General features: G+C 37.0%; 28 protein-coding genes and 1 tRNA gene (1 of these 29 cut by a window edge). 3 read left to right on the top strand and 26 right to left on the bottom strand.

Annotated elements, in window-relative coordinates; all coding sequences use genetic code 11:
• Positions 1-62, bottom strand: a tRNA-Asn gene (locus ACLHDF_RS26955) (it extends 13 nt beyond the left edge of the window).
• 134 nt (positions 63-196) lie between these two features.
• A complete protein-coding gene (locus ACLHDF_RS26950; protein WP_413921584.1) occupies positions 197-646 on the bottom strand; it encodes a SprT family protein in 450 nt (149 codons plus the stop codon).
• 110 nt (positions 647-756) lie between these two features.
• Between ACLHDF_RS26950 and cmpA the strand changes: the two genes are divergently transcribed.
• Positions 757-873, top strand: a complete 117-nt coding sequence (cmpA, locus tag ACLHDF_RS26945) for a cortex morphogenetic protein CmpA (RefSeq protein WP_413921583.1) — start codon at positions 757-759, stop codon at positions 871-873.
• Between the two features lie 57 nt (positions 874-930).
• On the opposite strand, the gene ACLHDF_RS26940 is transcribed toward cmpA, so the two are convergent.
• The 14 genes from ACLHDF_RS26940 to acpS all read right to left on the bottom strand — a co-directional run bounded on the left by ACLHDF_RS26940 (position 931) and on the right by acpS (position 11833).
• The gene (locus ACLHDF_RS26940) at positions 931-3093 is read right to left on the bottom strand and encodes a Tex family protein (RefSeq protein WP_413921597.1); all 2163 of its coding nucleotides are present in this window, start codon (positions 3091-3093) and stop codon (positions 931-933) included.
• 96 nt (positions 3094-3189) lie between these two features.
• Positions 3190-3795 (bottom strand): PP2C family serine/threonine-protein phosphatase, encoded by a 606-nt coding sequence (locus ACLHDF_RS26935; RefSeq protein ID WP_413921596.1) that lies wholly within the window; start codon positions 3793-3795, stop codon positions 3190-3192.
• Entirely contained in the window at positions 3795-4589 is a 795-nt protein-coding gene (gene sigB / locus ACLHDF_RS26930) for an RNA polymerase sigma factor SigB (protein WP_413921582.1), read from the bottom strand. The genes ACLHDF_RS26935 and sigB overlap by 1 nt, the downstream gene beginning before the upstream one ends.
• Positions 4555-5040 (bottom strand): anti-sigma B factor RsbW, encoded by a 486-nt coding sequence (gene rsbW, locus ACLHDF_RS26925; protein WP_413921581.1) that lies wholly within the window; start codon positions 5038-5040, stop codon positions 4555-4557. The genes sigB and rsbW overlap by 35 nt, the downstream gene beginning before the upstream one ends.
• The gene (locus tag ACLHDF_RS26920) at positions 5037-5369 is read right to left on the bottom strand and encodes an anti-sigma factor antagonist (RefSeq protein WP_013055009.1); all 333 of its coding nucleotides are present in this window, start codon (positions 5367-5369) and stop codon (positions 5037-5039) included. The genes rsbW and ACLHDF_RS26920 overlap by 4 nt, the downstream gene beginning before the upstream one ends.
• A 60-nt stretch (positions 5370-5429) precedes the next feature.
• Complete coding sequence (locus ACLHDF_RS26915; protein WP_413921580.1) at positions 5430-6440, bottom strand: PP2C family protein-serine/threonine phosphatase; 1011 nt, start codon at positions 6438-6440, stop codon at positions 5430-5432.
• A gap of 13 nt (positions 6441-6453) precedes the next feature.
• Positions 6454-6855 (bottom strand): anti-sigma regulatory factor, encoded by a 402-nt coding sequence (locus ACLHDF_RS26910; protein WP_013055007.1) that lies wholly within the window; start codon positions 6853-6855, stop codon positions 6454-6456.
• A gap of 3 nt (positions 6856-6858) precedes the next feature.
• Positions 6859-7215: an STAS domain-containing protein gene (locus tag ACLHDF_RS26905; RefSeq protein WP_013055006.1), complete on the bottom strand. Its 357-nt coding sequence runs from the start codon at positions 7213-7215 to the stop codon at positions 6859-6861.
• Positions 7216-7217: 2 nt separating this feature from the next.
• Complete coding sequence (locus tag ACLHDF_RS26900; RefSeq protein ID WP_413921579.1) at positions 7218-8054, bottom strand: RsbT co-antagonist protein RsbRA; 837 nt, start codon at positions 8052-8054, stop codon at positions 7218-7220.
• A 155-nt stretch (positions 8055-8209) separates the two neighbouring features.
• Positions 8210-8560, bottom strand: coding sequence for a type II toxin-antitoxin system endoribonuclease NdoA (ndoA, locus tag ACLHDF_RS26895; RefSeq protein WP_013055004.1), 351 nt, complete (start codon positions 8558-8560; stop codon positions 8210-8212).
• Between the two features lie 4 nt (positions 8561-8564).
• On the bottom strand, positions 8565-8846 hold the full coding sequence (locus ACLHDF_RS26890; RefSeq protein ID WP_013055003.1) for a CopG family ribbon-helix-helix protein: 282 nt from the start codon (positions 8844-8846) through the stop codon (positions 8565-8567).
• Between the two features lie 200 nt (positions 8847-9046).
• Positions 9047-10237 (bottom strand): alanine racemase, encoded by a 1191-nt coding sequence (gene alr, locus ACLHDF_RS26885; RefSeq protein WP_413921578.1) that lies wholly within the window; start codon positions 10235-10237, stop codon positions 9047-9049.
• Between the two features lie 113 nt (positions 10238-10350).
• Positions 10351-11409 (bottom strand): LolA family protein, encoded by a 1059-nt coding sequence (locus tag ACLHDF_RS26880; protein WP_413921577.1) that lies wholly within the window; start codon positions 11407-11409, stop codon positions 10351-10353.
• Between the two features lie 58 nt (positions 11410-11467).
• Positions 11468-11833, bottom strand: a complete 366-nt coding sequence (gene acpS, locus ACLHDF_RS26875) for a holo-ACP synthase (RefSeq protein ID WP_413921595.1) — start codon at positions 11831-11833, stop codon at positions 11468-11470.
• Between the two features lie 64 nt (positions 11834-11897).
• On the opposite strand from acpS, the gene ACLHDF_RS26870 reads away from it, so the two are divergent.
• Complete coding sequence (locus tag ACLHDF_RS26870) at positions 11898-12500, top strand: rhomboid family intramembrane serine protease (RefSeq protein ID WP_413921576.1); 603 nt, start codon at positions 11898-11900, stop codon at positions 12498-12500.
• A gap of 8 nt (positions 12501-12508) precedes the next feature.
• On the opposite strand, the gene uvsE is transcribed toward ACLHDF_RS26870, so the two are convergent.
• The 4 genes from uvsE to ACLHDF_RS26850 all read right to left on the bottom strand — a co-directional run bounded on the left by uvsE (position 12509) and on the right by ACLHDF_RS26850 (position 17839).
• Positions 12509-13480, bottom strand: coding sequence for a UV DNA damage repair endonuclease UvsE (uvsE, locus tag ACLHDF_RS26865; RefSeq protein ID WP_413921575.1), 972 nt, complete (start codon positions 13478-13480; stop codon positions 12509-12511).
• Between the two features lie 92 nt (positions 13481-13572).
• Positions 13573-15084, bottom strand: coding sequence for a DEAD/DEAH box helicase (locus ACLHDF_RS26860; protein ID WP_413921574.1), 1512 nt, complete (start codon positions 15082-15084; stop codon positions 13573-13575).
• Between the two features lie 196 nt (positions 15085-15280).
• Positions 15281-16663 (bottom strand): UDP-N-acetylmuramoyl-tripeptide--D-alanyl-D-alanine ligase, encoded by a 1383-nt coding sequence (locus ACLHDF_RS26855; protein ID WP_413921573.1) that lies wholly within the window; start codon positions 16661-16663, stop codon positions 15281-15283.
• Between the two features lie 93 nt (positions 16664-16756).
• Entirely contained in the window at positions 16757-17839 is a 1083-nt protein-coding gene (locus tag ACLHDF_RS26850) for a D-alanine--D-alanine ligase (RefSeq protein WP_413921572.1), read from the bottom strand.
• Positions 17840-18130: 291 nt separating this feature from the next.
• Between ACLHDF_RS26850 and ACLHDF_RS26845 the strand changes: the two genes are divergently transcribed.
• On the top strand, positions 18131-18265 hold the full coding sequence (locus ACLHDF_RS26845; RefSeq protein ID WP_413921571.1) for a hypothetical protein: 135 nt from the start codon (positions 18131-18133) through the stop codon (positions 18263-18265).
• Positions 18266-18383: 118 nt separating this feature from the next.
• Here ACLHDF_RS26845 and ACLHDF_RS26840 read toward each other — a convergent pair whose 3' ends face one another.
• The 6 genes from ACLHDF_RS26840 to ACLHDF_RS26815 all read right to left on the bottom strand — a co-directional run bounded on the left by ACLHDF_RS26840 (position 18384) and on the right by ACLHDF_RS26815 (position 24053).
• Positions 18384-19493, bottom strand: coding sequence for an acyltransferase (locus ACLHDF_RS26840; protein ID WP_413921570.1), 1110 nt, complete (start codon positions 19491-19493; stop codon positions 18384-18386).
• Between the two features lie 219 nt (positions 19494-19712).
• Positions 19713-20786, bottom strand: a complete 1074-nt coding sequence (locus tag ACLHDF_RS26835) for an ABC transporter substrate-binding protein (protein ID WP_413921569.1) — start codon at positions 20784-20786, stop codon at positions 19713-19715.
• Positions 20783-21589, bottom strand: coding sequence for an ABC transporter permease (locus tag ACLHDF_RS26830; RefSeq protein ID WP_413921568.1), 807 nt, complete (start codon positions 21587-21589; stop codon positions 20783-20785). Before ACLHDF_RS26830 ends, ACLHDF_RS26835 begins: the two co-directional genes overlap by 4 nt.
• A 1-nt stretch (position 21590) precedes the next feature.
• Positions 21591-22391: an ABC transporter permease gene (locus ACLHDF_RS26825; protein ID WP_413921567.1), complete on the bottom strand. Its 801-nt coding sequence runs from the start codon at positions 22389-22391 to the stop codon at positions 21591-21593.
• Positions 22381-23490: an ABC transporter ATP-binding protein gene (locus tag ACLHDF_RS26820; protein WP_413921566.1), complete on the bottom strand. Its 1110-nt coding sequence runs from the start codon at positions 23488-23490 to the stop codon at positions 22381-22383. The genes ACLHDF_RS26825 and ACLHDF_RS26820 overlap by 11 nt, the downstream gene beginning before the upstream one ends.
• A 20-nt stretch (positions 23491-23510) precedes the next feature.
• The gene (locus ACLHDF_RS26815; protein ID WP_413921565.1) at positions 23511-24053 is read right to left on the bottom strand and encodes a helix-turn-helix domain-containing protein; all 543 of its coding nucleotides are present in this window, start codon (positions 24051-24053) and stop codon (positions 23511-23513) included.
• Between the last annotated feature and the right edge of the window lie 89 nt (positions 24054-24142).

The following is a 24142-nucleotide window of genomic DNA, read 5'->3' as shown; positions in this document are numbered from 1 at the left end:
AGGACTCGAACCTACGACCGATCGGTTAACAGCCGATAGCTCTACCACTGAGCTACTGTGGAATAATGTTTATCAGACTTCTTACATTGTAATCGACATTATATATAATGTCAATACGTTTTTGTAATTTCTTTACCGTTTATTTGAGACGGCTTTATAAATTTATCATAATTAATCTATTTTAGTCAAGCATCTTCTACATTTTTTTTAATTTACCTCTACACTTTCCACAAACATATTTAACCGTGTCCACTTTTCTTTTCCGAACATATTTTTGATTACACTGCATACATACATATATGTGCTCTTTTTTCTTTCCATCACTTTCTTTTTTCAATGCCTGACAAAACCGGGGGGCTCCTACTTCTTTCATTAGTCTTTTAAATTCTTGATCTCCATGCTTATACCCCTTCCCCTCAATATGCAAATGATAGTGACAGAGCTCATGTTTAATAATTTCTACTATTTCTTGTCTGCCATATTGTTCAAAGTATTTATAGTTTACCTCTATATTAGATGTACGTAATAAATACCTTCCACCTGTCGTACGTAAACGAGAGTTAAACGTTGCTTCATGACGAAATGGTTTATGAAACAACTTTAACGAAATTTCTTTTACAAGTATTTGCAAATCTTTATCATTCATTTTCTATACTCCTCTACTGTATAAAAATCACCTGACTAGCTCTTTGGGCATACACTTCATTACATACTCACTAATCACTTTATCATAAATGAAAAGGAGTGATTGTCCCTATGCCAATCTGGCTACAAAAACAAATGAGGCGCGCTTATTCTGAAAAAGACCGTGCACAAATTAAATTGCTCAATCAATGTTGGTTTTTTTATCAAAAAAATAATTCCGCTTCTTAAATCACTTCTTTTTACAAATAAAAATGCCTTTTCAAGAAATCTGAAAAGGCATTTTTATTATTGATGAGGGGGAATCATCGTAAGTGCGACTCTTCCTTTTTTCATGTCTACGTCTTCTACCCACACATTAACCAGATCCCCTACTGAAACGACATCAAGAGGATGCTTAACATACTGATTGGTTAACTTGGAAATATGGACTAGACCATCTTGTTTAACTCCTATATCGATAAACGCTCCGAAGTCTACGACATTTCGTACGGTACCTTCGAGCTGAATACCTTTCGCTAGGTCTTCTAACTTTAAAATATCCTGACGGAGCAAAGGTTTTGGCAGTTCATCACGAGGATCTCTTTCCGGTCTTACGAGCGCTTCTATAATATCTTTTAAAGTAAGCTCTCCTATACTTAATTCTTCCGATATTTCGGGTAAAGAAATATGTTTTAATGCTTCCTTTACTTTCTCGGTTCCCAGCTCAGTCTCTTTCACTTCCGCTTTCTTTAAAAGCTTTTTAACGTCTCCATATGTTTCAGGATGGATACCCGTTCTGTCTAAAGGTTCCTCACCTTCTACAATACGTAAAAATCCAATACACTGCTCATACGTTTTAGCACCTAGACGCGGGATTTTCTTTAACTGTTTTCGGTTAGAGAATTTTCCATTTTCATCCCGATACTTTACAATATTTTGAGCAACTGCCTTATTTAGACCTGCAACATATTGTAGAAGCGAAGCAGAAGCTGTGTTTGCATTTACTCCTACCTGGTTTACTACTGTCTCTACGATAAAAGTCAGTGAATCATTTAATTGTTTTTGAGACACATCATGCTGATACTGCCCTACCCCTACCGATTTGGGATCAATTTTCACAAGTTCAGCCAGCGGATCTTGCAGTCTTCTGGCAATCGATACAGCGCTTCGCTCTTCTACTTGAAAATCTGGAAACTCTTCTCTAGCAACATCAGAAGCCGAATATACGCTTGCACCCGCTTCATTCACAATCAGATAATAAACTGGATTTTCAATTTCTTTAAGAATATCCGCTACAAATTGTTCCGTTTCGCGAGATGCCGTTCCATTTCCAATTGCCACTACTTCAATGGGGTATTCAGCAAATATTTTCTTTAGTTTACTTTGTGCTTCAGCTGTTTTTCTTACAGGAGGGTGTGGATAAATAACATCAATTTTCAATACCTTGCCTGTTTCATCTACTACAGCTAATTTGCAGCCCGTTCGAAAAGCCGGATCCACTCCTAATACCACTTTTCCTTTCAATGGAGGTTGAAGAAGCAGTTTTCGTAAGTTCTCCGAAAAGATGTGAATGGCTCTTTCTTCTGCTTTTTCTGACAGCTCTTTACGAATTTCGCGCTCAATAGATGGTTCTATTAAGCGTTTATAGGCATCTTCTATAGCTGAGATGATATACTCTTCAGCTGAAGAGTCTCTTTTCTTGATTACTTGTTTATGTAAATATGAAAGAATACGATCTGTAGGCGCGTCAATACTCACTTTTAAAATACCGTCTTTTTCTCCTCTATTCATAGCTAAAATACGATGAGGAACAATGCGCTTTACCGCTTCTGTATATTCATAGTACATTTCATAGATGTTCTTTTCATCTTTTTCGGGATCCTTGACTGAAGTAACAATTATGCCATCTTTTACAGTGGTCGTACGAATCCATTGACGGTAAGATGCCTCGTCAGAGATTTGCTCCGCTACAATGTCTAAGGCTCCTTGAATAGCTTCGTCAGAAGATTGAACTCCCGCTTCTTCATTTATGTATGTTTGCGCTTCATTCTTCACGTCAGAACGTGGAAAACTTAGTAGCCACTGTGCTAATGCTTCAAGACCTTTTTCTTTTGCTACGGTTGCTTTTGTACGTCTTTTTTGCTTAAAAGGGCGGTATAAATCTTCTACTTGCTGCAATTTCTTCGCTTCATGAATTTGAGCAGCTAGTTCCTCAGTTAATTTCCCTTGCTCTTCAATTAATCGAAGAACTTCCTCTTTGCGCTCCTCTAAATTCACTAAGTAGTTCCAGGAATCTAAAATATTACGGATTTGAACTTCATCCAAAGCACCAGTTTGTTCTTTTCTATACCGAGCAATAAAGGGAACTGTATTACCATCTTCTACTAAGGCAATTACATTTTGTACTTGTTTTTGTGAAATCTCTACCTCTTTACTTACGCGTTGAACAATTTGATTATCTGATTTCATTGCAACAGACACAACTTATCCTCCTACCTAAAAGAAACTTTGTCTCTATTGTAACAAAACTCACATGCAATAACACATGTGAGCTAAAAAGAAAGGCTATGCAGTTGGAAGATGGCCAGCGATATACGTAATATCATCATTATGAGATCGAATTGCTGCCTGTAGCCGAGTCGACAATTGATCGACATTCATTGAGTTGGCAAAAACAGATTTAATCTCTTTTAATTCTAAGCCATCTGTATGAATCAAAAATTTAGAACCAGAGTCATATGGGAAGGTTTGTGTGCGGAACTTTTGAATTTTCCCTGATAAAAAACCTTGAATTGGCAGAGGGTACGTTAATTTCCCCTCTGGAGAATACAGATAAAAGCGGATATTACCTACATTTGTATAATGAAATTCATTATTTTTTTTATCAATTTTCAAAATAGCCACTGCCGCACCTCTGGTATGTCGAGTAGCTTTGTTGCACTTAGAAATTATTTCATCTACATCTAGATGGTGATGAGCTTTTGCTACATCAGTAACAGCTACAGAAGCAGCTTTGGCTTGTTCACCACTTCCTAATCCATCTGCCACTGCACATAGAAAATAATCATCCGTTTCTTTGACATAGTAACTATCTCCACAACAAACATTCCCTTGCTTTGGCTCTTGGTATATATGAGTTTGAATCGACTTTGTATTGGGATCTACTGTCATCACGACATGTACTCCGAATCGTTAGAATCTGAGCGAGCTGCAGTCCTTAGCTTATCAAGGGCTCTTCTTTGCAGTCTAGATACGTGCATTTGAGAAATTCCTAACTTCTCACCGGCATCTTTTTGACTCAGATTTTCAATAAATGTATAGCGAATAACTTCTTTTTCTCTATCGCTTAATACATGAAGAATTTTTTCTAACACTAAGCGCTGATCAGTTTTCTCATAACCCGACTCTTGTTCACCTACTAATTCAAGAATTGTCACAGTGCTGCCATCAGAGTCTGCTTCAATAGAATGGTCAACAGACAACGCTTGATAACTTTGTCCCATCTCCATCGTTTCTAAAACTTCTTCTTCTGTTACTCCGATATGATCAGCAATTTCTTTCACTTGAGGAGATCGCTGCAAACGGGTTGTTAGCTCTTCAACAGCTGCTTTAATTTTAGGACCTAATTCTTTGATGCGACGCGGTACGTGAACACTCCACGTTTTATCACGTAAAAATCGCTTAATCTCTCCAATGATTGTAGGAACAGCAAACGATTCAAAGCTTCTTCCAAATGAAGCATCATACCTTCTAATAGCTCCTAACAGTCCTAGCATCCCTACCTGCACAATATCTTCATGTAAGCTTCTGCCTTTTGAATAACGACGTGCAATAGATTCAACAAGGTTCTTGTAATGTACTACTAGATCACTTTGTGCTTCTTCATCCTGTGTTTTTTGAAAGCGCTCAATTCGTTCCTGAACCTGTTCTTTAGTTAATTTCATAGGTTGAGACTGTGTTTTCATCACTCTCCACCTGCTCTCTTTGCACATACTTAGTCATCATTAGCGTTACGCCTTTTGAATTCACCATTTTCACTTCGTCCATTAGTGTTTCAATTAAATATAAACCGAGTCCACCTTCAGGAAGAAATTCAACTTCTTTTGACGTTTCATAAGGTCCTATATGTTCCTTAAGCTCTTCAAAATTAAAACTTTCACCTTTATCGACCACCATGATTTCTAAACGGTCATCAAATAAACCAAAACCTACTTTAACTTCACCATTTTCTTCACTTTTATAAGCATGCTGTACAGCATTTGTACACGCCTCACTGACAGCAATTTTCATATCTTCAATTTCATCATAAGAAAAACCCATCCGGTTCGCTACGCCAGATAGCGTTAGCCGAATAATTGCTACATAGTCTGGCTTAGCAGGAATCTTCATCTCAACAAAGTCATAAGGCTGTTTCATTTTACGCCACCTTCTACTTGTGAATTCACATTTAAAATGTCTGTAAGGCCCGTAATATCAAATAAGCGCTTGATGCGCTCTGATACACCAACAAATTTTAAAGAGCCGTTATTTTTCTTATTGGCTTTTAACAATGCAATAAATACACCCAGTCCTGTACTATCCATATATGATACATCAGTTAAATCAACTATAATTTCCGGTTCAGTATGTTCAGTAATTTCCATGAACTTTTCTTTTAACTTAGGTGCTGTATATGCGTCAATCTCTCCAGCCAGCTTAATACGATATGCTTGACCGTCCTTCTGTATATCTATTTTTAAATTCATCGTATTAGTAGACTCCCCTCTAGTTTTGTACTATCTTTTCTGTACCCTTATTTAGAATACTTAAACTAAACTCTTCAAAATAATCAATGTAAAATCATCCCTCAATTGAAAATGCTGTAATTTTTCCAGCTCTTTGTATACAGATTCTACAATTTCTTGAGGAGACAAATGCATGTATTTTCGAATTAATTTTATGATGTCCAATCTTTCAATAAATCCTTCTTCAGTTCTGCATTCTGTTACACCATCTGTTAACAAAACAATCATATCGCCTTTTGAAAGCTGCTGCTCGTACTGAAGATATTTCACATGGCGATCGACTCCTAATACGAGCCCTTTTGCTTCCAAGTCTTCAAATGAATCAGCTTTGGCATCATAATAAAAACCTGGCTCATGCCCTGCAGATGCATAAGCAAATAAGTTTGTCTCAGGATTATAGCTTCCGTAGAACATTGTAATAAACATACTTGGATCTACGTTTCGCTCTACAATATTATTCAAGTTCTCTAATACGTAACTTGGATTTTTTCTTGAGTCCGGTAAGCTGTCCATTGCATACTTAATCATAGACATACACATTGCAGCTGGAATTCCTTTTCCAATCACATCGGCAATGGCAATACTTAACCCACCGTGCTCTTCTTCTACAAAGTGAAAATAATCTCCGTTCATCTGTTTAGCCGGTACGCTAATCGCACCAATTTCTAAAGTTGAACTAGCTGGAACCTTTGTCCCTAACAGCGTCTGCTGAACGTTAGCGGCAACTTCGATTTCAGAACGAAGCTCCCGCTGTTTATTTTTTAACGTTTGATGCTCACGAAGAGCAAGACCGTAGCTAATCATTACCTCAAGTAAAAAATCTAAAGAATGCAGCACTTTGTCTGGAATATCAGAATAAATTTCTTCAATCACTTCTTTATGAATGCTTACAATATCTTCTGGGGATATTTCATTTTCTAAAGATTTTCTACTTAGTTTTTGTCCTTGATACAAAATTTGTTCATTTTGTGTTTGGATATAGTTCCCCAAAATATCTTTGTATAAATCTCTCATCTCTTTATCAAAAGACATTATCTATTTCCTCCTACCGGAGCCACTTAACTGCTTTAATCTCAGTACCTTCTCCGACATTTGTTTCGATGTCAAACTCATCCATCAACCGTTTTACCCCAGGAAGCCCAGCTCCTAGTCCACCCGATGTTGAATATCCATCTTCCATTACTTTGCGAACGTCGGGGATACCTGGCCCTTCATCTGTTGCTACGACAAGAAGACCGTTTTTTCCTCCACGATTTAATTTTTCAATATAGATTTGACCCTTACCCGCATATAGGTAAATATTACGAGCTAATTCAGAAATGGCGGTTGTAATACGAGCTTGGTCAACTGTTCCAAACCCTAGCTCTTTCGACACATTTCTACCTAATTGCCGTGCCGCTACGATGTCCCATTCTGTTACGATTTTTACGCTGGATTGGAATTCCATATACTAATCCCCCAATTCCGATTGGAGTTTCTCAAGACCTTTTTCTAAATCGAGTGCAGTAAGAACATCGTTTAGGCCAATCCCTAACTCAACAAGTGTAATAGCTACTGCAGGCTGGATACCTGTTAATACTACTCTGGCCCCCATCAAATTAGACATGCTAACCACGTCACCTAACACTTTTGCGATGAATGAATCGATCATATCAATGGAAGTTAGATCAATTACTACTCCTTTTGCTCCAGTTTGATGAATTTTACTTAGCAAATCTTCTTGGAATTGAATAGCCGTTTGATCATCCAGCTCCCATTGAATAGATACCAATAAATAGTCGTACAATTTCAAAATGGGTATTCTCACGTTTATTCCTCCGATTCTATATCAACTATTTTCCGCTCAGTCATTTCTAACGCAAACTCTATACCTTTTTTCAATGAGTTTTTCGTAATAATTTCGTTTAAGTTAATACCTAAGTTCACAATAGTCTGAGCAATTTCCGGACGAATTCCTACTAACAAACACTTAGCTCCAACCAAGCGTACGGCTTCAGCAGCTTGAATGATATGATGGGCAACCATCGTGTCCACTACTGGTACTCCGGTAATATCTATTAATACAACCTCTGATCGGTGCTTTACGACACCTTGTAGTAAGTTTTCCATAATTTTCTTTGCTCGATCAGTATCAATTGTTCCCACAAGCGGCATTACTGTAATTTTATCAAATACCGGTATTAATGGAGCGGACAATTCTTGAAGTGCCACTTTTTGCAACATAACTGTATTTTCCCACGAGTTGGAGTATTGTTCTACTATTTTGTTATAAATAGGACTTAACCACTTGTCAAACCGATAGAATAATTCAGAATGAGTTTGGTCAGCCTTTGCATGCTCACTGTTTACATACCCTTCAACAACCACATGACCCAAGTTACGTACACCCTGCGTCAAATAAGCAAGAGGCCATCCTAAACTCACAACTCGTCCTACTACTTCCTCTAGTTCCTCTGCAAAATTTTCTTGATCGCGGAATGCTTTTGCCAAAAGTAAATTTACAAAATCAGAGCTCACATTTACGTACACTTGCTCGGACACAATGTTTTTAATCCGCTCTGTTTCCACGTCATTCATTAACACTAGCCATCGATCAAAAATTTCTGATTTATGATTTTGTATATAATTGAATAAATCTTGATTCATGAGGCCCTCCTTGTGAGTCAATACACTCATTTACATCTATATATGTTATCATTTTTAAAACGTTTCTTATTACAATATACGTTTACTGATTATTCCTAGTCAAATTAAAAAAGTTGCTCATAAAGGAGCAACTTAGCATAAATGGAAGTATAATTCTAAAAGTCGATAAGTCCTACACTGATTTGCAAGGCTTCATCCACTCTGTCCATCATTTCATCATCTAAATGGGTAATCTTGTCTGTTAGCCTCTGTTTATCAATAGTACGAATTTGTTCTAGTAAAATAACTGAATCTCGCTCAAATCCATAGCGCTTTGCATCAATTTCAACGTGCGTAGGTAACTTTGCCTTTTGAATTTGAGCAGTGATCGCAGCTACAATAACAGTTGGGCTAAAACGATTGCCTATATCATTTTGAATGACAAGTACAGGGCGAACGCCTCCTTGTTCTGAGCCAACAACAGGAGATAGGTCAGCAAAATAAACGTCGCCACGTTTGACTACCAAGTCATTACCCCCCGCTTACTAAACGATCCACAGTATGATCAGCTTCATACTCTGCTAGAAAAGCCTCGGAAGCAATATTTAAGTTTATCTTTGCCATCTCCATATATCCACGTCTCATTGATTCGCGAATATGGCGTTTTTTGCGCTCACGAAGGTACAATTTTGTTGCTTGGTGAATAAAATCACTTCGGTTGCCATTTTCTTGTTTAACCATAAGATCGAGCTCCGATACTAAATTTTTCGGTAATCTTACTAGGATTTCTGTAGTTGCGCTCGCTTCAGACACAAACATACACCTCCAACATCAATACACACACCAATAGTCTCATCTTTCCTTATCATAACATTGATTAGCTTTAATGGAAAGTTAATTCTGTCAATTTCTACACTATTATCGTCAATTGATACCCTCTTTTATGCATAGAAGTTATTATTTTATTGTCTTTTGTTCGCAGGCTTTTTATGTTGACTCAGGAAGATGTATATTCAGCGTAAGATATAATTATTAATATGAATGTGCTGCGAATCTTTTGTATAAACCCTCGGAACCCTTGCTGCAATCATGCAAGGGATTTCATAATTAATTGTTTCAAGATGCTTTGCTACTTCATCGATGGTAATTTCAACGTCTTTTTGTTTCCCAATAAATGTTACTTTTGTACCCAATTTATACATTTTAGGTAATCTAATCATCAATTGATCCATGCAGATCCTTCCAACAATTGGCACTTTAACTCCATCTACTAGCACTTCAAAATTACTTAATTTACGAATCCACCCGTCTGCGTATCCTACTGGGACAGTGGCGATCCACTCATCTTCTCCGGCTTCATAAGTAGCTCCGTAACTAATATGACTCCCTTTTTTGACTTTTTTAACATGCACAATGCGACTGTGCAGCGAAAAAGCTTGTTTTAGCGGAATTGGCAAGACTTCTTTTAATTCTTCAGATGGACTCAAGCCATACATTGAGATACCTAAGCGTACGCCATTAAAGATATCTTTCGGACGACGAAGCAAAGCTGCGCTGTTTGCACAGTGAATCATCAGAGGTGTAAGACTATGTTCTTTCACAATTCGAACCATTTCTTCAAAAAGTGTGTATTGTTCTTCAAAATAAGCCGAGTTTAGCTCGTCTGCTGTTGCAAAGTGTGTAAACACTCCATCCAGCACAAATCCTGAATGAGAAGTGATGATACTCATCGCTTCGTGTAATTCTTCTTTTGTTCTAATTCCCAGGCGCCCCATGCCTGTATCTATTTTTAAATGCATATTCAACTGACTGTCTGCACCTAAAATGGACGATGCTTCTTCAATCCAAGCTTTGCTATAAGCAGTGACAGTTACATCCCACTCCAATGCTGTTTGAATGTATGGGATAGGCACGGCCCCTAATACTAAAATAGATTCCTTTATCCCTTTTTTTCGAAGAGCAATAGCCTCATCTAAAAAAGCTACAGCTAGCATATCAGCGCCAGCTTTAAGCGCAATCTCTGCTACTTCTTTATCTCCATGTCCGTAAGCATTCGCCTTTACTACGGCTATTAACGTTTTATGCCTTGGTATAAGTCCTCTTACATGATTCACATTTTGAAAAATGGCTTCTACATCAATTTCTGCCCATGTTTCTCTATAAAATGCATCCATTACTACGACACTTCCTTTTTTCAGAACCATTCTAAACGTACTTTCCTCTGTTAGTATAATACATCTATAGCCAAACTTCATCTCGATCTTTATTCAAATTAAGCAAGAACAAGCCTACATATATGCAGGCTTGTAAGCTTCTCTTATTTTCCCATCTGACTTTGCACAGACCTAGCAACTGTACTCAATTCATCTGGTGTTAGCTGATTAGAAGCCAGCATAAAGTCTACTCCATTATATGTCCAAGATAGACTTTTATCCGTTAGAGCTCCCACAGTAAATCCTAAATCAAATGGCTCTCCGGCAGCAACTGTAGATGTTGCTGTTTTAGCTATTTGCGATTTTTCTTGTACAAGAGTAAACGGTTTTTCTCCTTTATACATTAAAACGACTCTCTCTCCATTTTCCGTCTCGATTTTCTTTTCTTTGGACAGCTTTGTGCCTTTTGGAATATCTTCAGGGTAAAGGACGCTAAATGATTTTTGCTGAGCTAGTGTCGGAACGTCAATCTTCGCGCTTGTCATATTTCTTTTTGTATCAAAAGCCCCTTTATCAAACTTAGAATCGAATTTCACCTTAGAGAAATCAACTTTTATTAACACTTTATTATCCGTATCCATAATTTTAACTGAAACAGGCGCTAAGTCACTTTTGTTCAGCGTAATTTCTTGTTTAGGAAGCATTGTACTATTTTGGTAGTTGGTTTTTGTCTCAAAAATATAATGCTTATCCGTTGACTTAAAACTTGCTTTTTCATCTTTCACAATGTCTTGGACAAGGGATTCATATAAGTAAGCTTGACTGCTATTTTGCGGCCAGTCGCTTTGAAAACGAAAGCTTTTATTTAAGGCAGGCGTTAAGACAAAAACCCCTTCATCATTACGTAAGATCATTTGGCTTTGATCTTTCTTTGTATTCTTCAAATTTACTCGATAATACATAGGCTTACTATGCCAAATCTCTACATCGTATACTTGAGCATCTTTGCCTGTATTCAATGTCATCTTAGCATCTGATTTATACCCCGTCATTTCTTGTACCTTGGCATCCAATGCATCTGTTACATCCTGCTGACTTTTTTCACCGCATGCTGATAAGGCTAAGAGAAAAAAGGCGCAAACAAATAAGCCAATCCATTTTTTATGCATTTCCCCAACTCCTTTATTTCGTATATTCACAGCTAAACGGAGAAGCAAGAACATATCTTGTCTCCCCTATCCACACTATGAATATATGAACAAGAAATAGTGAATATGCAGACTAGCTTGACAAGCGTTCAATAATTACTTGAGCAATCGCATAGTGCGCACTGTGTGAAATAGATACATGTATAGACGCATCAAGTGGTTCTTTTGTAACAATGCCTGGTTTTCCTCTTTCATCATTTACAATTTCGATATCTTGGAAGCTGAAATCTTTTCCTATTCCTGTTCCAAGAGCTTTCGAATATGCTTCTTTCACAGCAAATCTTCCCGCTAAGAATTCGATCTTGCGTCGACTTGATAGCTTTTCATAGCGTTCTCTTTCATTTTTTGTTAAAATCCGAGTAATAAAAGCGCTTTGACGTTGCACCATTTTTTCAATTCGCTCTAATTCTGTAATATCAATTCCAGTTCCTATAATCATTTTCATTTAATCCTCTCTTATAGAATAGTATATAAAAATGCCTTTATAAAAAGGAGTGACAAATATGTTCGTACGCACAGAAAATGCAGCTGAATTTAAACGTTTTTATCCTATGACATTCACGCTTATCTGCATCCACATTGCGCTATGGTTACTTGCCGCTCTTCCCTTACACCTTGCACAATCTTTTATACATCAGCTTATTGGTGTGAATAGCTTAATTTCTCAAGGAGACTACTGGCGACTTCTTACACCTATTTTTTTGCATCTAGGCTTTTCACACCTTATTTTTAACTCATTTTCATTGTTTTTGTTAGGACCTGGTGCTGAGCGTATTCTTTCTTCTTATAAGTTTCTTCTATTCTATCTTACGTGTGGATTGCTTGGAAATATCGTTACATTTCTAACCCAATCTTCTTTTTATAGCCATGTGGGTGCATCCGGTGCCATTTTTGGGCTGCTTGGGTTTTACCTCTATCTTGTAATAAAACAAAAGCATATGCTTTCTAAAAGCAACCAGCAAATCATTGTAATCTTTTTAATTATTGGATTACTTTCAGGTCTGCTAACACCTGGAACAAACAATACAGCTCATTTTGGCGGAGGTATTGCTGGATTTCTTCTTGCTTTTCTTGTGTTCAAACAGAAAACCAAGCCACAGATATGATGCCTGCCTTAGGATTTAATATAGAAAGTGGAGGAATTAATAAACTCCACATCTTCATAAGACTTTAAATCTCTTACTAGCTGAAAGAGTGCTTCATCTTTTTTCTTAGCTTCAATCATACAATCAATTTGCGGTATCGTTCCATTTACTTCTTTTAAAAAGCTGTAAAATCCCTTCACATCGATGCAATCTGCATGAGCTCTAAATTCTTTATCACTTTTCGGACTAGATATATGCATTTTGAGGGGAAGCGTTTCATATTCCCACGTTCTAATGATACGATCCCAATGCTCTTGCCAGGGGGTGTCATCGTTGTTTGCCTGATGGTGATGAAGATCGAAAATGATTGGGACATTTAGTTTTTCGCATAAATACAAGACATCTTTTATATGAAAGGTTGTATCGTCGTTTTCTAGCATAATCATTTGCTGAATGGATTGAGGTACAAGCCCCCAGTTATGAATAAACTGCTCCAGTGCTTTTTCTTTATCGTTATAGGCTCCTCCAACATGTAAAACACAGCGGTTGCGAAGCTGAATATCCATTCCTTTTAGCAACTTTTGATGCATGCGAAGAGTTTGTATAGAATGCTTAAAAACCTCTTTATCCGTTGAATTTAAAACAACGAAATGATCCGGATGAAAATCTACTCGCATTGGATGCTCTTTTAAAAATACAGAAATACGCTCAAGCGCATCTTTTAAAGGAGCTATGTAATTCCATTCCTTTAACGCTTCATGGTTTGCTAATGGAATTAACTTAGAACTGAATCGAAAAAACTCAATTTCACTCCACACGTTATGTTTTAATAATCGCAAGCAGTTTTCTAAGTTGGATACTGCGATACGTTCAAGCTTACGAATAGCCGCTTCATGATCTTTCACACGCTGAAATTGCGCAAAGGTCATTGTTTGGGAAGGAGAACTATTTTCCAAATGAACGCTCATCGCCACATAACCTAACCGAACAATGGTTGACATCGGTGAACACCCCATTTTATTTTACTCATAGTGTGCACCAATAAAATAGCAATTAACACAAAAAAAACGAGCCTGTTAAGGCTCGTTTTGTCTTACGCTTTGCTGCGAGAATCTTTACGATTGCTGCTGCTATTACGATTTCTATTATCACTACCGTTGTTTCCACCGCGACGTTTGTCACCAAAACGCTTTGAGTTTCCACGACGGTTTTGCTGTGAGTAGTTTTTAGAGTTAGAACGTGAACGACCTCCGCCATTTCCACGTTTGTTTTTATCACCTTTTGCAATTACCGGTGGTTCAGCAGTTAATTGAATTGGTGATTCATTTGGTTCTTTTGTAAATAATTTGATTGCCGCTGCCACTAATGAAACTGAATCGTGCTCTTCAAGTAACTCTTCTGCCAACTGTTTGTAGTAAGATAAGTTGCCTTGTGTCACAGATTCTGTTAATTTGTCAGCTGCAATACGCTGTTGGCCTTCCATTGCTTCATCAAGCGTTGGAGGAGTCATACGCTCCATTTTACGTTTTGTTGTACGCTCAATGTTGTGTAACTGTCCAGTTTCTCTTGGCGTTACAAATGTCATGGCAGCACCCATTTTACCAGCACGTCCTGTACGTCCGATACGGTGTACATAGCTCTCTGGATCTTGAGGGATATCAAAGTTGTATACATGAGTAACACCAGAAATATCAAGTCCGCGTGCAGCTACGTCCGTTGCAACTAATACATCAATAGAACCTTCTTTGAATTGACGTAATACAGATAGACGCTTTGATTGCGTCAAGTCACCGTGGATACCTTGTGCAGAATAACCACGCATATTTAATGCTTCTGATAACTCATCAACACGGCGTTTTGTACGACCAAAGATGATAGCTAATTCAGGTGATTGCATATCTAAAAGACGAGTAAGGATATCAAATTTACGCTTTTCTTGTACTTCTAAATAATACTGCGTAATGTTTGGCATCGTTACTTCTTTTGCTTTTACTTTTACCACTTTTGGTTCGTTCATGAATTTTTCAGCAATGCGACGGATTGGAGTAGGCATTGTTGCTGAGAATAAAAGTGTTTGGTGGTTCTCAGGTACGTTTGATAAGATTTTTTCAATGTCTTCGATGAATCCCATGTTTAACATTTCATCTGCTTCATCTAATATAACTGTATGAACATCTTGTAGACGAAGTGTACGACGATTAATATGATCTAACATACGTCCTGGTGTCCCTACGATGATATGAGGATGCTTTTTCAATGCGCGAATTTGACGACTGATATCTTGACCACCGTAAATTGATAGCACGCGTACACGCTTTGTTTGACCAATTTTGTAAAGTTCTTCAGATACCTGTACAGCAAGTTCACGAGTAGGAGCAATAATTAACCCTTGAATTGCATCTACGTTTACATCAACTTTTTCAATAAGAGGAATACCAAATGCTGCTGTTTTCCCTGTTCCTGTTTGTGCTTGTCCGATCAAATCGTGACCTTCTAGTGCTAATGGGATAGTTTCTGATTGAATTGGTGTTGCTTCTTCAAAACCCATTTTACTCACAGCTTTATTAAGCTGTTGACTTAATCCTAAATCTTGAAATAATGCCAAGTTTTTCAAACTCCTTTTATATTTAGACTATCTATATTTTACAAAAAAAAGCATTCTCCGAGGAAACGGAAAATGCTCTAAACGACTACTTCAATAAATTCAACGTTTAGAGTATAAGCGCCTCAAGACACTCAGACTACATCATAACACTATGGCTTTCCGTTTGCAATAGAGCTTACTTATACTCTTTTTAATATCACTCTGATTTATGCATCATTTTTATGATAACTTCTTCAAGCTTCATTCCTCGAGATGCTTTTACTAAAACCACATCTTCTCTTGTTGTAATCGCTGTTAATTTTTTAACAAGCTCATCTTTCTCCTCAAAGTGCATTACCTTATCTTCTGCAAAATTATTTTTTGCTCCTTGCTCAATTTCAACAGATAAGGGGCCGTAGGTTAGAACATAATCAATTTTTTCTGCTTGAATAAACTCTCCCACTTCTTTGTGGAACTCTTTTTCCTGATCACCTAATTCAAGCATATCCCCAAGGACAAGAATTTTTTGCTTATATCCTTCTAAATCATGCATCAATGTGATAGCAGCCTTAACCGACGTTGGACTTGCGTTGTATGCGTCATTAATGAACGTCAGGCCATCAGTTCGTTTCACAAGCTCCATACGCATATTTGTTAGCTTTAATTCTTTTAATCCCTTAGCAATCGTTTCATTATCTAGTCCAAAGTAATGACCTACTGCAATAGCAGAAAGCGCATTGTGAACGTTATGTTTACCTAATACCGGGATAAAGAATGAATGTGTTGTTTCACGTGAAACAGTGAATGTTGTTCCTAACTCTTCAGCCGAAATGGCACTTGGATACAGATCGTTTTGTTCTGAGCTACCAAATGTCACCGTTTCAAATACTGGATCAACTACGCGTGACGTTAAAAGGGGCTCATCACCATTATAGACAAGCTGACCTGTTGGCGCTAACCCGCTTGTAATTTCTAATTTTGCCTCCGCAATTCCATCACGACTTCCTAAGTCTTGAAGGTGCGATTCTCCGATATTTGTAATAATGGCTACATCAGGCTCCGCTAAAGTAGAAAGAAACTCAATTTCTCCTCGGCTGCTCATGCCCATTTCTAAAACGGCAATGTCATGAGTTTCATCTAAACGCAAAATAGTAAGCGGCATGCCGATATGGTTATTGAAGTTTCCTTCTGTTTTCAGCACACGATAGGTCGTATCGAGCACAGCTTTCACCATATCTTTTGCCGTTGTTTTTCCGTTACTACCTGTAATGCCCACTACTTTAATATCTAATTCATGACGATAGGACTTCGCTAATTGTTGAAGGGCTTCTAGCGTATCATCGACTAAAATAACACTAATGTCTGTAGGTAGATTTTCTTCATCTTTGTTCCACAGTGTAGCGACCGCTCCGTTTTCAATTGCTTTATCGACAAATGCATGCCCGTTAAAACGTTCCCCTTTGATTGGGATATATAAATTACCTTGCTGAATTGTTCTCGTATCAATTGAGACTCCCTCAATTACAGCTGCTTCGTTCCCGCTATGAAATACACTTCCTGGAATCATTGTAGCTAGCTGTGTAAGCGTACGTTTAATCATTGTTGGTTTTCTCCTCTCGACATAAAGTAAACTATAGATAACGTTACTCGAAACTAAACACAACACTATCCATGATGAATAGTGTTGTGTTAGTTACATTGTGTGTTTAATTTGCTGCTTTTCGGTATGACGTTCAATTGCTAATGACACAAGTTTTTCGATTAAATCTGGATATTCAACACCTGCGTGTTTCCACAATAACGGGAACATACTGAAGGGTGTAAAACCAGGCATCGTATTAACTTCATTAATGATAAATTTACCTTCTGATGTTAAGAAGAAATCTGCACGTACAAGACCAGATCCATCAATCGCTTTAAATGCTTTGATTGCTAGTTCTGACATTTCTTGATGCTGTTCTTCTGTAATTTCAGCTGGAATAATAAGACCTGTATCGCCATCTTCATATTTTGCTTTGTAATCGTAAAACGCTTTTTTAGGTAAGATTTCTCCAACTACCGAACAAGCTGCTTCATCATTTCCTAATACACCAATTTCAACTTCACGACCAATTGCTGCTGCTTCTACAATAATTTTTCGGTCGAATAAAAAGGCTTCAACAAATGCCGCTTCTAACTCTTCACGGTTATCACATTTGCTAATCCCAACGCTTGAACCTAAGTTTGCTGGTTTAACAAAGCAAGGGTATCCAAGCGTTTCTACTTTTTCATAAGCAGCCGTTCGATCTGCTTCCCATTCGCGGCGGATAAATGATACGTACTCTACTTGAGGCAGACCTGCCTGCGCAAACAGCTGCTTCATTACAACTTTATCCATACCAGCTGCTGAAGCTAACACACCGTTTCCAACATAAGGAATATTCAATAATTCTAATAATCCTTGTACCGTACCATCTTCTCCATTTGGACCGTGAAGAAGTGGGAAAATAACATCTAGTTGATCATCCGTTTTTGAATCTGTTAATGCAAACATTTCCGTATTCAACGAAACTGGTGAAATAGCAGTTCCGTTATCTTGAATTTCTAATTGAGCAACTGTTTCAAGCGGACCAGTCAACTGTGTGCCGCGAATCCACTTTCCTGTTTCTGTAATGTAAATTGGATGCACTTCATATTTATCGTGATTAATTGCTTTTGAAACTGCTAGAGCTGTTTGTAAAGATACTTTATGTTCAGCGGATTTTCCTCCGTATAAAAGGCCAAGCTTAATTTTCACTGATGTTCCTCCTAACACATATTCATCTTTTCTATTTTATCATGCACGTTTAGATAGTAAACAGAAATATTAACTATTATTACGTATGTCAAAATAGCTAGGCTTGTGAAAGAAATTCCATCGCCTACCTTTATTATTTAGAATTACCTTTTCCTTTGGCTCATTTGTTTTAAAAAAGTTTTTTGATTTTAAATCTTTTTTAAAAGTTTATTTGTAAAGTTTATTTATGCTAAAGATAACCATCAATAATCGAAATTATAGCTCTGGTATAAATCAGGAGGTTCAACAAACATGAGTAAAATGAGAAAGAAGATGATTGCTGCATCCAGCGTAGCCATTGGAAGTATTTATGCAACTGGTTATATAACTACTCTATCTGATGCACAAGTACACGCATATCAGATTCCCCCTTTTGTGATTACCTAAATAATCATTATCTTAGCATGTCACTTTTAAAAATAGTTTAAAACTACTGTGTTATCATCTCTTATACTTTACAAAAAAGTTATGCCTGCAAGCAGGCATAACTTTTAACTAAATTCTATTAATGATTAGGACGTCGGTAAATGAATACCGCTTCTTTTGGCAGTTTACCAAACAAGAAGCTAGCAAATGGTAGAAGACGATGACATCCCCAAATGATAAGGTAACAGCCCGCTAACGTTAAAATATAGCGTGCCAAGATTTCAAAGTGAAACATATAGTTGCCCTGTATTGGTACTGCTTTTGCCACAAAATTTAAAACCATTGGATGAATCAAGTAAAATCCAAAAGAGTACATGGCAATATTTTTAACAATCGTCACGGACTTCACAGAAAGCTTCTCAGCTAATATCTCTGCAATTCGGAAGAAGAAATAACTTCCTGCGACCAGATAAAGCGTATTAACAGCCTCATACGTAAAGCCTGAAATTTGAATTGTCTTCATTGTGTATAGGTGATAATTTAACAATGAAATAGCTATTCCCGATCCAAGCGTCACCAGGAATAATACAATATTCGAACGACTGTACTTTTTATCCACTTGTTCGCGATAATAAATGCCAATCCAACCACCAAGTAAAAACGTAGCCATCGTATTTAAAAATAAATTAAATGAGGTGATATGATACGTATTGTTAAGCATTAAATAACCAAGCTGAATGATAATGCCAAACAGCCACATATATTTTTTAAAAATGGTTACTTTCTGTGCTAACCATACAAAAATCGGCAGCACGAGATATACTTGTACAATTAAAAAGATAAAATGAAGTTGATAGTAAGACTCTCCGCGCAAAATACGTTTCACAATGTCAGCTGCATTTAATTCTGTTGCTCCCACATAGTATGAATAAAATTCATAAATAAGTGCCCAAATAACATAAGGGACCAAAATATACGTCACTCTTCGAGCATAGTACGTTTTCCATAAAGCCTTTGTTAACGGCTTTTTAATATAACTATAAAAGAAAACTAAACCTGTGATAACAATAAAGATCCCTGCTTCAATACGAACAATTCGGTTAAGAAAATGATATTTTTGATAAGCTTCGCTTGCAAATGGCAGTATCGTTGCATATGCTGCTGTTACGTGTACGAGCACAACCATCATCATAGCAAATAATCGTAAAAAATAAATGGATTGAATATGCTGCTTTTGTTTTTGCTTCACTTTTTCTCTCCTATATAATGTGAAATATAAATTCTAGATGAATAATAGAACATTCAATTTTTTCTTATCTTTCCCGTTTTTACAAATAAAAAAGCTAATAACATAAAATAAATGTTATTAGCTTTACTCGTTTGTATTTTATCTTTCCTCTTGCTATCACGCAACTGAATTTACAAAAACAATAAAGAACTCACGTATAAAGACCTAATTAAGTTCCTTTTATTTACGGTGCATTTTAAATTCTAAAAATAATTCATTGTAATAAGCAAGCATTCGTTTACCTAAGTTATTATATACTTCAAGCTTTTTTGTTAGTTCCTCATTAGGATAAAAACGTTCATCTTCCGCTACTTCTTTCGGCAAATAGTCTAATGCTTTTTTATTAGGCGTAGAATAGCCCACATAGTCTGCATTTTGAGCAGCGTGTTTAGGATCTAGCATAAAATTCATGAATTTATGTGCACCTTCTATGTTTTTAGCCGTTTTTGGAATAACCATGTTATCAAACCATAAATTCGAACCTTCCTCTGGAACAACATAATTCAGCTTATCATTTTCACTCATGATTTCAGAAGCGTCACCTGACCAAACAACGCCAATTGCCGCTTCTTCATTTGCTAGGAGCATCTTAATCTCGTCTCCTACAATGGCTTTTACGTTTGGTGTTAATGTATCAAGCTTTCTTTTTGCTTCTTGAAGATGAGCTTTGTTCATATCATTTAATGAATAGTTTAAGCTATTTAGCCCCATACCCATCACTTCTCTAGCGCCATCTGCAAGTAAAATTTGATTTTTTAGCTCAGGATCCCATAAATCATTCCAACTCTTCATCTTCTTACCATGAATCATATCAGAGTTATAAACAATGCCTACAGTTCCCCAAAAATAAGGGATAGAGTACTTATTGCCAGGATCAAAAGATAAGTCTAAAAAACGCGGATTAATGTATTTTAAATTAGGCAGCTTCGAATGATCGATTGGCAATAGTAAATTTTCTTCACGCATCTTGCTAATCGCGTACTCAGAAGGCACAGCAATATCAAATGTCGTACCTCCTTGTTCAATTTTGGTCATCATTGCTTCATTCGAATCAAAGGTCTGATAGATAACTTTAATCCCGGTTTCTTTTTCAAACTGATTCACTAAATCAGGATCAATATAATCTCCCCAATTATAGACAGTCAGCGTATCTCCTCCAGAGTATCCTTCGGCATTGTTCAAATGATGAACCACATACATAAGAACTAAAGAAAGGATGACGATGAAGATAAACGGTTTTGCTAATTGCTTCATTTTCCAGTCGCCACCCCTTTCACTTTATTGCTATTTCGTTGACTGATAAAGTAATAACCAATCACAATCAGCACGGTAAACATGAAAATAAGAGTAGAAAGAGCATTGATTTTCAGCGATACCCCTCTTCTTGCTAACGAATATATTTCTACTGAAAGCGTAGAAAAACCGTTCCCCGTCACAAAGAACGTAACCGCAAAGTCATCCAAAGAGTAAGTTAAAGCCATAAAAAAGCCTGCAAAGATACCTGGACGAATGAACGGCAATACCACTTTCGACAGTACTTCGAAGCGGCTTGCGCCCAAATCACGGGCTGCATCAAGCAGTGTCGGGCTCATTTCCTGCAGCTTAGGCAGAACCATGATAACCACAATCGGTACACTGAATGCAATGTGCGCTAATAATACCGATACAAACCCGAGCTTTACGCCAATAATGGTAAATAGAATTAAAAAAGATGCGCCGATAATAACATCTGGACTAACAATTAACACATTATTAAATGTTAAAAGCGTATTTTGAATACGTCTGCGCTTCACGTATACGATAGCAAGTGCTCCTATCACACCAATAATAGTTGAAATAACCGAAGACAATAGTGCGATAATTAAAGTATTCAATACAATAATGAGCAAACGTGTGTCTTGAAACACTTCTTTGTACCAATCTAACGTGAATCCTTCAAATCCACGCATGTTTCCTCCGCTATTAAAAGAGTAATACATTAAATAAAAAATAGGCGCGTATAAAATGAAAAACACAAAAAATAAATAAAGGTGGCTGAACTTCCACTTTCTCTTCATTTTACACACCTCTCTTTCCGGTGCCTGTTATGAGCATCATAACGGCCATGGCAATAATTAAAAAGACGGCTATTGTGGCTCCCATACCCCAATCCTGCGTCACTAAAAAATGTTGTTCAATCGCTGTTCCTAGTGTAATGACGCGGTTTCCAGCAATTAAACGCGTAATCATAAAGAGTGAAAGTGCTGGAATAAAAACAGCCTGACAACCTGATTTTACCCCTTCTAGCGTCAGTGGAAATACTACACGCTTAAATGTTACCCATGAAGATGCTCCCAAATCTCGCGAAGCATAAATAAGCGAAGGGTTCAGTTCCTCTAAAGAGTTAAAGATGGGCAAAATCATAAATGGAATAAAGATATACACCGATACAAATACAAAACTAAAGTCAGTAAATAAAATTTGATGAGTGCCAAGTCCTAGAAATTCATTAAACTTATTAACCGTACCGTACGTGCCAAATATTCCTAAAAAAGCATAGGCTTTTAACAATAGATTAATCCACGTAGGTAAAATAATTAGTAGGAGCCAAAGTCGCTTGTGCTTAAGCTTCGTTAATAAATAAGCTGTGGGATATGAAAAAACCAAGGAAAATAACGTAATTAAAAAAGCATACCAAAATGAACTCAGCGTCATCTGTAAATAAACAGGGTTGAAAAATTTCTTATAATTTTCAAGCGTCAGCTCATTATCGATGCTGAAGAAAGAATAATAGACAACTAATACAATGGGAGCAACTACAAAAAGCAAAATCCATAACACATACGGTACTAAGTAGATATTTCTTGATTTAGTTTGCATGGTAGTCCTCTTCATAACCTTCAAGTCGCTTATCAAATTCTTCTTCCGTTTCATTAAACCGCATAACATGGATAGCTTCAGGTTCAAAATATAAACCAATTTCTTCGCCAACCGTTGCTTTTTTCGTAGAGTGAACGAGCCACTCATTCCCCGCATGGTCATAGCCTAAAATTTCATAATGGACTCCTCTAAACAGCTGTGAATCTACACGAACCTGCAGCTTTCCTTGATCGGAGCTTGTAATGGCTAAATCTTCAGGTCTAATCACAATTTCAACCTGCTCATCTTGGTTTAATCCTTGATCCACACATTCAAATTGCTGGCCGCCAAACTCTACTAAGAAGTCAGCAATCATTTTACCTGGTACAATATTAGATTCACCAATAAAATCCGCAACAAAACGATTAATTGGCTCGTCATAAATATCTGTAGGTTCCCCGCTCTGCTGAATTCTTCCTTTATTCAAAACAAAGATTTCATCGGACATCGCAAGCGCTTCTTCTTGATCGTGCGTAACAAAAATGAACGTAATACCTAAACGGCGCTGTAACTCTCTTAACTCGTACTGCATCTCCGTACGCAATTTTAGATCAAGAGCTGAAAGCGGCTCGTCCAGCAAAATGACTTCAGGCTGGTTTACAATTGCTCGTGCAATTGCTACACGCTGTCTTTGGCCGCCTGACATTTCTTTTATTTCTCTGTTTTCATATCCTTCTAAGTTAACAAAACGAAGGGCTTCTTTAACTTTTATTGTAATATCAGCATTTTTCATCTTCTTGATTCGAAGACCAAATGCTACATTTTCAAATACATTCAAATGCGGGAAAAGCGCGTAGTCTTGAAAAACCGTATTAACCTGACGTTTGTTAGCGGGAACATCATTAATTCTTTTCCCATTAAAATAAATCGTTCCGCTCGAGGCTTCCGTAAAGCCTGCAATTAATCGTAAAATTGTTGTCTTTCCACATCCCGATGGACCTAAGAGGGTATAAAACTTCCCTTTTTCAATTTCAAAGCTTACATGATCCAATACAACTGAATCATTATCATATTGCTTGGTCACACTATCAAATTGAATAATTGTATTCATAGATGTCATTTCACTTCACCTCTTTTGTTCTATAAATAAGACTCTGTCGCCACAATAATTAATTCTGTAATCCCGTCATGAGCATTTAAAATCTGATGTTCTTCAGAAGCTTGAAAATAGATGGTTTCTCCTTGCTTGGCTTCATATATTCTGCCTCCAAGCTTCACCTTCACACATCCGCGCAAAACGTAGCCAAATGTTTCTGAAAGAGAAGGCTCAAATCTCTTAAATGCACCTTTTTCATGAAGAATAAGACGAATTGGCTCCATTTCTTTTTCGTTTGATTCATGTACAAGCCACTGAATATGGTAACCTTTTTCATCTTCGCAATAACTCGTGTAGTCTTCCTCTTTGTACACAACCTTTTGAACATGTGTATCAATTTCGAAGAATTCTTTCGGTTCGCACCCTAGCACTTCCAAAATACTAAAAAATGTTTCTAAGGAAGGCGAACTTAAATCGCGCTCTAGCTGCGAAATATAGCCTTTGCTTAAATCCGTACGTTCTCCTAGCTCTTCTTGTGTTAAACCTTTTTTTAATCGTAAATTTTTAATTTTCTTTCCTATTTCCATACTCTCGATCCTCAACTGTATTTAAAATTAGTAAACAGCATGAATGAATGTTCATGCTGTTTCAAACTCAAGTTTTGTTTTACTTAACT

Source organism: Priestia megaterium, assembly GCF_046599315.1.
Taxonomy (GTDB): Bacteria; Bacillota; Bacilli; order Bacillales; family Bacillaceae_H; genus Priestia; species Priestia megaterium_F.
The sequence above is the reverse complement of the archived record's forward strand: the minus strand, read 5'-3'. Positions and strand labels throughout refer to the sequence as shown.